Genomic DNA, 9,027 nt, shown 5'->3' on the forward strand with positions numbered 1-9,027 from the left:
ACTATCTTGATAATTTATTATTTTATATAGTTTTATTGATTGAAATTTTTTGTTGATTAGTTATATTCTTACAAAAGAAAGCCCCGATGATTTTCAAACTTGGCGGAATGTAATCATCGAGGCTCGTATCTTTAACAACAATAAGGAGGTAAACCCGTCTTGTGTCTGCCATAAGCATATACCACAAATTTGATATATGCAAAGAACAAAGGCGGTTTACTCAAGTAGTAAACATGGATTATACAAAAAGTCACTCAGAGCTGACTAAATTTACAACAGAAATCGCAGTACAGCAGCAACTCGATCTATTTGAGAGCTTGCCAAACAAGCCTTACTGCATGGATGATAAACCTGGCTACATGCTCATTCGCACCAAATCCATTGCGATCAAAAAGCCGTATATTCAAATAAATCCACCTTTGATGACGATTTACTTTGTCTTTGATGATGATAAGGACGATGCGGCTTTATCTTGGTTTGATGCTGGATTACCAAAACCTTTATGGACTACCCAGAACCCAGATAACGGACACTGTCATCATTGCTATAAGCTCGAAATACCGCTTTGTACAAGCGAGTTTGCGAGTGTTAAAGCAATCAAGTATGCCCAAGCGGTTTATTACGCTTATGCGCTGAAAATGGGTGCAGACAGCAGCTATTCGCACCTTATTACGAAGAACCCATTACATCCGCAATGGCGCACAACCTTCTGGACTGATCGAGCCTATTCACTGGACTATCTCGCGGACTTTGTTGACCTACCTAAGCGGATTCCGAAGAAGCTCGAAGTTGTCGGCTTAGGACGTAACGTTACACTGTTCGAGAAGGGCCGTCATTGGGCGTATAAGGCCATTAGAGACTATATGCACCATGACACTAGCCATGAGTGGGAAAAGGCCGTCAGAGCGCAAATAGAAGCGATTAACAACGGCTTTGAGCAACCTTTACCGTATAGCGAAGTAAAAGCGACAGCAAAGAGCATTGCCAAGTGGGTATGGCAACGGTTCAGCTATGGTGATTTCAGCGAGATACAGGCGAAGCGTGGGGCTAAGGGTGGTAAAAAAGGTGGTATTGTACGTTCGGCACAGTATGAGCCGAAGCGAGAGCAAGCTATTCAAATGAAATCTGAAGGTATGACTATCAAAGCAATTTCAGAAAAATTGGGTGTGCATAGAAATTCAGTCTCTGCATGGGTTAAAGAAATGCACAAGTGAGCCTTATCAGATAACAGCCTCTTTGGGGGGTGATCTTCTTTGTCGTTATGTTCAACTTACTTTGGTTATTTAAAAAAGGGTTAACAGATGGGTAGTTCTTTAGATTTAAATTGGGTTACTAAGGTTATTTAAACTAGAAAATTACTTGAAGTTAATCGTTTTAATTAGGTAAGGCTGTCCCCTATGGGGATCAGCCTTGATAATGTGTTTTTAAATCTACACCTGATTCAACCGACTCTGGAACGGCTGAACTCCTCTGCTAGCAAAGTCCACAGTGAACCTCAGTTTTCTGTACTGAGAAATAGCCACAAAGATACTACTTGCATAAGAACAAGGCATCCAACACAGTTGTAGCTCTGCATTTTCATCAACTTAGTTTAGTTCAAGCGACCAACTCGAACAGTAGGGGAGACCAATCCCCATTTAACCGTTTCTGATTTTTTTTAACTCAACAAGGCTGTTACCACCAGGTGAGCACATACTCAATATGCACCTCTGCATATCCCAACATCACTCTTTCGCAAAACCACGATTCCCTTAACAACGGATTTCTCCGAACGGTAGCTATGGTTCTTACCCTTTCAGGCACAATTTCCACGATTTAAAAACCGTTTTATATGCGCTACTCAAGATCGCTCCCTCACTTCCTCAATATTTCGCGCCTAACCAATTTGCACGTTTGAAGGATGTGATTCACAAGTTAGTCTTGAAGTCTTAACTTGCAGTACGCTTATCAACTAGATCACCAGAATGTCCGAAGAAATTCCCTATTTTTGCGTTCGCAGTTCCAAAAAACGCATTATTAATCTGATCATCATTCTTGTTGGTAAAGCACTTGCAATCCACATAGGGGGTTGTGCGCCCCCATTGTCACGTTTGAGCTATCAATCGACCTTTCGAGCTTCAACGGAACGTCTCACGACGAGTTCACCGTTTAACAAGAAAGTGCCTGCAACGCATCCAGCTTTCGCCTCAGCGCCCCGATAACCTCTCGGTTATCTCAGAATCCATCGTGTGTGGCACGCACTATGCAAAACATTACGCACATCTGCATAGAACGGTGGCTATTAACGGAGTTTCTTCCTAAAACTCCTGACCATATCTTCAAAACAGGATTTCGGCCCTTTCAGCCTAGATCGGGAATTACTTCCCGAGCAACGTGTCACCACGCTTCCGTTTCCTTGTCGCCCAACTTCACTAAAGACGGGTTTCCCCGACCTAGTTAAATAGGATTGGATCGAATGAGGGCATTGCGTCCCTCAAGCTCCCATCAAAGCGTACCGAGCCAAATTTCTCCGGCAGTCCGCTTCGTCAGGTAGTCAAAAATTGGTTAAAAGTTTGACTATGAGCTGTTTAAAAAATCAAAGTTTTAGTGTGGCTGGGCACACTAAAACTCACATGGTTAGTCAGTTTTAAATATGCGTTGGTCAGACACACTTCATTGATGATAAAAATGATCATAAAACGTAAAAAACATACCGTCTATCGTGTTTTTTACGTTTTTCAGGAACTACTTATTACCCTCTTACAAATATCCCGAAAAATTCGATTTTATGGCTATGCTTCGCATAGCAGGGCTTCGCCCTAAAAACCTCTAAAAGCATTGTTTTCTTTTTACTAGATTACAATGTGGTTTTTTACGAGAAAATGGGGTATTTTTAGTGAAAATCCCTTGATTACATAAATAGCAATGATTGTATTTAGTCCTCATACAAAATTTACGATGCAGCGAATCGCTGACCATGTGGCTAATGGGGCATATTTCTACGCAAAAATTGATTGGAAGGAATATGAAGATTGGTTGGATGGCAATACAAAAACCATTTTTAACAATGTAGAAGGGCTACTGGAGAAGCTGACAGATCGCTATGACTTAAAGCTTACTCCACGTCAACGGAATTACCGCCTTGAAAAAGGTCATCCTATTTGTACTTGTATCGTTCAACGTGATGTCTTTGAAAAATACAAATGGACTATTCATTTGCTGTTCACGACTCCTCGAACTAGGGATTTCAATTTGCAGTGTGGCGTAGAGCCTAAAAAGATCGTGAATGCTAAAGAGCGTGAAAAAATTGAGGAATTGCAGGAGAGATTTCAGGGGTTTTCATGGGTTAAACCTGAAATACAGGCTGAAATTGACTTAATCTATGGTTATTTCAAAGATCGGGAGCCGCTGCAATTTGTTTTAAATACGCCTATTTCTCTAAAAGTCACGCAGCACATGACTTTTGAGCTTGTACGTACAGATCATAAGGTCTACAAGCCGACTGAAAAAGAATATAAGGACAGAATTAAATCTTTCTCGTGGTCTTGGAGATACAGCAAGCAATCATTATTGCGAATGAAAGCAAGATTAATGGCTATCGTGAATAAGCTCATTAGTCAGAAACGCAATGCAGCAGCTGAAAAAAACAGGGCAGATTTGCGTAATTTTTTCAAAATGATTGAAGCATGGGCCGTTTTTAAAAGTAATAGACAGCAATCAGGAGAATTGCTGCATTTCGCCCAAAGCTTTGTACGCAGGAAAGTTAAAAAATCGTGGCAGCAAATTGAGATAGCCCCACCGCATTTAGTTTATTTGCCGCGGCTGGAGAACTATGCCGACAATTTGAATGAATACCGGCAGCGGAGAGACCTTTTTGATCAATATGGTGTAGAAATCCCCCTCGAATTAGTCCGAAAGGGCGAATATATGCCAATTTTTAACTACGTTAATCTTGAGACAATGAAGGTCGAGAACCGTAATAAAAAAGTAGATGAAGTAATGCTTGCCGAAACATTAAATTGATGATGCTATTAAATTATTTTTAAATTGAATAGCCTCCAATTTTGTAGACACCTTATAGTTAGATAAAATGGCTAATTAATCAGATGCTTATGCCATAAAAATATGTTTTTGATTAAATAATAATCAGTAATTTGCTGAAATAGATTACACTCTTAATCAAATTTTTCTTATATTTTTTTAAAGCGAGCAAAAATGAAAATACACCAATTTTTTAAACTAATTTTAAGCTATTGATATAAAACAAATATAATATATTTGTAGGTGTACGACAGGGGTTTTTTTTTGAGCTTTCAGGTGTACGACAGGGGTTTTTTTTTGAGCTTTCAGGTGTACGACAGGGGTTTTTTTGAAGCTGAAATGTAATTTTATTTGCTGAATTAGTTTTACACTCTTAAAAAAATAATTTATATAAAGCAATAACATAAGATAGATGATTTAATTGAACAACTTTATTTTTGAGCTTTCAGGTGTACGACAGGGGTTTTTTTTGAAATAAATAAGGAAGTTCGTATAAGAGATTTTATGTTAAATAATTATGTATTGTTATGCGGGTAAAAGAGTGAAAAATGTCTAAATATGTATTTTAGGGTATTAATTAACATAATCCTTACTATGTTAATTTGAGGAAAATAAAAAAATTAATTCCATATAAAATTAATTTTTAGTAAAAGAATAATAAAAACATTATTTTAATTTATATTATAATTTTCAATTTATATATTAGTGAGAAAACAATGCCACAAGGTATGGATGATGATTTATGGTTAGAGTTATATGATCATGAAGAGGATGAGGAAGAAGAAAATATGTCTGATAAGGCAGAACGCCTAAATGAAACGCGTCATCAAACACGAATTGATGAAGGTTACTACAATCAATTTGACGATTAAATCTATATTCGCCCTGATCATGCTTAAGCTAATGATTTTATCCTTTGAATTCTTGGCTTAGTGCAATGATTAATTTATATGCATATGACGATGTATAGTTATAACTTAGAAGGTGTGATTCATAGACATCATTTCAATATAATAGATGTCTATGAAAAGAAAAATTCAACAACGACTCATATGGGTTAAATTTTTAAATAAATTAGTTAATAGAAACAGTTATTTTTTCTAACTAAATGTGCATCACCATCTAAGAAATTTTATAAAGACCTTTCCATAATGCTAGCGAATTTAGTTAAATCTTTCCATATTTCAAAAATATATTGAGTAAACCCCCACATGCTAATAGAGTTAATTTCTGACTCTATACTAAGTTCCATCTGATAATCTGTAGTTTGTCCATACAGACCTCGGCCACAGTAGAGCTTTAAAGGAAATACATTAAATGAATCAAATGAAGCAGATTTAATGACTTCATCGAAAATATTTTCAAAATGTGTATTTAGTTGAGACTCCTCATGATCTGGAAGTTCGTAATTATTGATATATTGAATGCAGTATTTATTTTCATCAATTCTCATAATATTAATTCTTATATCTGAGACTACTACTATGAGGTGTCCTAAAAGCCCCCGTACATGTTCTCTCTCAGCATATACTTCCCCTTTAATATTTAACTCTTTGAATCTATTAATAAATACATCATGAATCATATCAATCTTGATGTTTGATGATTCGTGATAGTTAGATAGTACTAAAGGAGGAAGAGAAGTATTTTCTGAAAGCTCATTACCATCATCACTTTTAATTAAGTTGTATTTTTCTTCTTCTCGCTTACGTTCTTCTTCAGCTACTCGCTTACGTTTTTCATCCATCATTTTTGAATATTCTAATGCTTTTTTACGTTCTTCTTCAGCTACTCGCTTACGTTTTTCATCCATCATTTTTGAATATTCTAATGCTTTTTTACGTTCTTCTTCAGCTACTCGCTTACGTTTTTCTTCTTCTCGCTTACGTTCTTCTTCAGCTACTCGCTTACGTTTTTCATCCATCATTTTTGAATATTCTAATGCTTTTTTACGTTCTTCTTCTTGGAGTTGAAATTTAGTAGCTGTATTCTTTGTTTTAGGAGAGTCATCTTCATCAAATTCATCTCTCAACATATTTGACTGAGATAGAGCTATACATACAGGTACAAGCAATGCCATACCAACTAAAATAAAAAAAAATTCCATACTTTCAATATCATGTAAAAATATTGGTTGAGTATAGTTATTAAACAAAAAAGATTAAATAATAAGATGAGCATTATTTGAATAATTTATTTTAAATTATAGGAATTGAGTAACTACTAAATTTTTAGAAATTTTAAAGATTTCCTAAAATTAACATAATACACGTTATAGGAATCTAAAAATGGGAGCCTAAGCTCCCATTTTTATTGATGATTTTTTAATTCTTTCAGCATAGCATCTCGCAGAATTTCATTCATTCGTGTTTGATAACCTTTGCCTTGTGCTTTGAACCAAGCAAGCACATCAGCATCTAAACGAATAGAAGTCTGTTGCTTCACTGGACGGTAGAACTGATTATGGCGTACAGCCTTGCTCCAATCGGTAATTTCAGGAATATCTGATAGATCTAGATGATCATCAGGAACCGTGCCTTTAGCAATCAAGCGTTGAATTTCAGCATCTTGCTTCTCACCAAATTTCTCATTCAGCTCTTTGCGTGAGTATCTAACCATGCTCATATTTGTTTCGCTCCGCTTTAGTCACTTGCCTTGCACTAATGATTCGTATGATTTCACAGTCATCTTCATCAAAAATGGTGTGAGCCACCAATAACATTAGTACGCCTTTAACTCGTCCAATGGTTTGCCAACGTTCTTCACCATCGGTATGTCTGTCTTGGATTGAAATTCGTAATGGATCTTCAAAAACAAGGCTTGCCGTTTCGAAAGAGACATCGTGTTTTTTCTGATTCTTTCGATTCTTTGCCTCATCCCATTCGAAATACTGTTTCATAAAAAACATTCAAATTTGTATATACAATAATGTATCATAAAATTGTATCACTCAAGCTGAGAAGCGTAATTTTTAGTCAAATTTATTGGCAAAACATTCCAAAACTGCTCATAAAAAAGCCGACTTGTTTCAAAATCGGCTTTTTATGGATTTTAGGGTTTGGTGTAAAATTTTAAGTCTTTGATATTTATATTAATATACAAGTGTATTGCGTATAACGGCCATTATGTTAAATAGGTAATTATTCAAGTAAGACATTTATTAATTTTTTAATTGAATTAATATGAAATTATATTTTTAGATGAGAACTGATCTGATGAGCTTTTTTAAAAAATTGAAAGCAAATATGATAATAAATAAAAAAAATGAACAAACATTTTATGAATTAGCGATTAGAGAAATTGCTACTGGACAAAAGAGAACTGGTTTATGGGCCATAGCACTATCGAAGTCTGATGGTTCTTTAGATAAAGCACATGCTTTGTATATTGGTTTATTAGCAGAAGAAATAAAAAATGATATTTATCTTGAAGAAATAAAAAATGAAGAACTCCGTAAAAATGAGTTAGTGTTGGCTAAAGAGATAGAAAAATTGGAAGAAATACGTTCTAGGAAACAGAAAATTATAGAGCAAGAAGTACATAAAGAGAAAAAATCAAATATACCAAGTATATTTGAAGAAATGGATAAGCAAAAAGAAAAAGAGTTGCAAAGCAAGCGACAAGAAGAAATTGATAAACAAAAGGAAGAAATGGATAAGCAAAAGGAAGAAGAACTAAAAGCACAAGGTATCCGTATAGATCCTCGATTCAAAAGTCCGCAACCAATTCTAAAAAAATACTAATTCCAGACTTTTTCTAGAATTAACATAATACACGTTATACGAAATGACTTTGATTTCCTTTTTTTAATCAAGATTTTATATCTATTAAAAAAGCCTAAGCACACACTCTTAGGCTTTTTTAGTGATTTTGCGTGTTCAACGATTAATAAGTAAGCAATATTTCACAAGTTTACTTAATAAAAATTTAAAGCATTAACTTATGTAAATTAAGTAACTTACGTAAGTTACTTAATTTGATCTAATACGATTTTTTGTAGTTCTTCAGCAGATAGCTTCTCTAGTTGACTAATAGCAGCTTTTAAAATGATAGAACGATTGGCCTTAGCAACTCTACAATTCACCAAAAGAGTATCTATTTGATGATTGACATCTTCAGTTAAAGAGAAGGTATATCTTTTATAAGTTTGCTGTGTTGGCTCTATCTTCTTAATACGTTTAGTTGCACCTTGAATAAAGTCCTCGATTTTTTCTTCGTTTAAACCTTGCTCAGATTTTTTTAAGCCTTTAAGTGCCATTAAAGATCTCCTAAAAACTCTTTAGCAATTTGTTCAATTTCTTGTTTAGCTTTTTCATCAGATGACATTTCAAAGACCGACAATCCATTTTCATCAGCATCATCATAGATATTTCGATTACACGTAAAATTGTTAAGTGGAATCAAATCAAAAGATTCACATGCTTCTTTGGCATCTAATATTCTTTGAAACTGACTTGGTAAAGTTGGACATTGCGTAATAACTGCTCGAGTATAAAGCTCTGGATTTACAGCTTTAGCTAATCGGATCAACTTTTCAACATGAACCAATGTTTTTAGATCACGTCTTTTAGGACGAAATGGCAATAACATATGGGTTGCAATAGTCATTGCTGAACGTAAAGCCTCAGAATCTTGACCACCTGCATCGATAATAATGTCTTGATAGCGTTTAGACAGGTCTAATAATATTTGACGGATGTTCCCAGCAGCTTGTACTGAAGGAATACTTTCTACTTTATTGTTGTCATCACGTTCTTTAATCCAGTCAGTAGTAGTACCTTGTGGATCAGCATCCAATAATAAAATATCTCTCTTTTTCGCTTGTAAATACACAGCTAAATTTTGGGCGAGGCAACTTTTACCGGACCCCCCTTTTTCACCACCAACTAAAATTATCATCTTGATTATTTAACTTACGTAACTTATTTAAAAGTCATTATATAAAGTTTTCTATTTAGATCAATAGTTTATAAACAATAAGATTATTTAACTTGCGCAACTTACGTA

Annotated in this window: 9 protein-coding genes; 4 read left to right on the top strand and 5 right to left on the bottom strand. The window is 35.0% G+C overall.

Annotation, left to right across the window (positions count from 1 at the left end; all coding sequences use genetic code 11):
* Positions 1-233: 233 nt before the first annotated feature.
* The 3 genes from O4M77_RS15625 (at position 234) to O4M77_RS15635 (ending at position 4,892) form a co-directional block, all read left to right on the top strand.
* Entirely contained in the window at positions 234-1,214 is a 981-nt protein-coding gene (locus O4M77_RS15625; protein WP_323714144.1) for a replication initiation protein, read from the top strand.
* Between the two features lie 1,723 nt (positions 1,215-2,937).
* The gene (locus tag O4M77_RS15630) at positions 2,938-4,002 is read left to right on the top strand and encodes a hypothetical protein (protein WP_180192411.1); all 1,065 of its coding nucleotides are present in this window, start codon (positions 2,938-2,940) and stop codon (positions 4,000-4,002) included.
* Between the two features lie 734 nt (positions 4,003-4,736).
* Positions 4,737-4,892 carry a hypothetical protein gene (locus tag O4M77_RS15635; RefSeq protein ID WP_323714141.1) on the top strand — a complete coding sequence of 52 codons (156 nt, stop codon included), beginning with the start codon at positions 4,737-4,739 and terminating at the stop codon, positions 4,890-4,892.
* A 260-nt stretch (positions 4,893-5,152) separates the two neighbouring features.
* On the opposite strand, the gene O4M77_RS15640 is transcribed toward O4M77_RS15635, so the two are convergent.
* From O4M77_RS15640 to O4M77_RS15650, 3 genes are all read right to left on the bottom strand, one after another.
* Positions 5,153-6,127, bottom strand: a complete 975-nt coding sequence (locus O4M77_RS15640) for a hypothetical protein (RefSeq protein WP_323714142.1) — start codon at positions 6,125-6,127, stop codon at positions 5,153-5,155.
* A 203-nt stretch (positions 6,128-6,330) separates the two neighbouring features.
* Positions 6,331-6,645: a BrnA antitoxin family protein gene (locus O4M77_RS15645; RefSeq protein WP_323714143.1), complete on the bottom strand. Its 315-nt coding sequence runs from the start codon at positions 6,643-6,645 to the stop codon at positions 6,331-6,333.
* The gene (locus O4M77_RS15650) at positions 6,632-6,919 is read right to left on the bottom strand and encodes a BrnT family toxin (protein WP_070155401.1); all 288 of its coding nucleotides are present in this window, start codon (positions 6,917-6,919) and stop codon (positions 6,632-6,634) included. Before O4M77_RS15650 ends, O4M77_RS15645 begins: the two co-directional genes overlap by 14 nt.
* A gap of 316 nt (positions 6,920-7,235) precedes the next feature.
* Between O4M77_RS15650 and O4M77_RS15655 the strand changes: the two genes are divergently transcribed.
* Positions 7,236-7,763, top strand: a complete 528-nt coding sequence (locus O4M77_RS15655; protein WP_180044555.1) for a phage tail tape measure protein — start codon at positions 7,236-7,238, stop codon at positions 7,761-7,763.
* Between the two features lie 224 nt (positions 7,764-7,987).
* Here the strand turns inward: O4M77_RS15655 and O4M77_RS15660 are convergent, their stop codons facing one another.
* On the bottom strand, positions 7,988-8,278 hold the full coding sequence (locus tag O4M77_RS15660) for a hypothetical protein (RefSeq protein ID WP_066024506.1): 291 nt from the start codon (positions 8,276-8,278) through the stop codon (positions 7,988-7,990).
* Positions 8,278-8,919: an AAA family ATPase gene (locus O4M77_RS15665; RefSeq protein WP_004728244.1), complete on the bottom strand. Its 642-nt coding sequence runs from the start codon at positions 8,917-8,919 to the stop codon at positions 8,278-8,280. The genes O4M77_RS15660 and O4M77_RS15665 overlap by 1 nt, the downstream gene beginning before the upstream one ends.
* Between the last annotated feature and the right edge of the window lie 108 nt (positions 8,920-9,027).

Origin of the sequence: Acinetobacter sp. YWS30-1 (genome assembly GCF_033558715.1) — a bacterium.
In the GTDB taxonomy this organism is placed as follows: Bacteria; Pseudomonadota; Gammaproteobacteria; order Pseudomonadales; family Moraxellaceae; genus Acinetobacter.

Coding starts and splice junctions, on each gene's coding strand:
- O4M77_RS15665 (WP_004728244.1), bottom strand. CDS start 8,919: ATGATAATTTTAGTTGGTGGTGAAAAAGGGGGGTCCGGTAAAAGTTGC.
- O4M77_RS15625 (WP_323714144.1), top strand. CDS start 234: ATGGATTATACAAAAAGTCACTCAGAGCTGACTAAATTTACAACAGAA.
- O4M77_RS15640 (WP_323714142.1), bottom strand. CDS start 6,127: ATGGAATTTTTTTTTATTTTAGTTGGTATGGCATTGCTTGTACCTGTA.
- O4M77_RS15645 (WP_323714143.1), bottom strand. CDS start 6,645: ATGAGCATGGTTAGATACTCACGCAAAGAGCTGAATGAGAAATTTGGT.
- O4M77_RS15630 (WP_180192411.1), top strand. CDS start 2,938: ATGCAGCGAATCGCTGACCATGTGGCTAATGGGGCATATTTCTACGCA.
- O4M77_RS15650 (WP_070155401.1), bottom strand. CDS start 6,919: ATGAAACAGTATTTCGAATGGGATGAGGCAAAGAATCGAAAGAATCAG.
- O4M77_RS15635 (WP_323714141.1), top strand. CDS start 4,737: ATGCCACAAGGTATGGATGATGATTTATGGTTAGAGTTATATGATCAT.
- O4M77_RS15660 (WP_066024506.1), bottom strand. CDS start 8,278: ATGGCACTTAAAGGCTTAAAAAAATCTGAGCAAGGTTTAAACGAAGAA.
- O4M77_RS15655 (WP_180044555.1), top strand. CDS start 7,236: ATGAGCTTTTTTAAAAAATTGAAAGCAAATATGATAATAAATAAAAAA.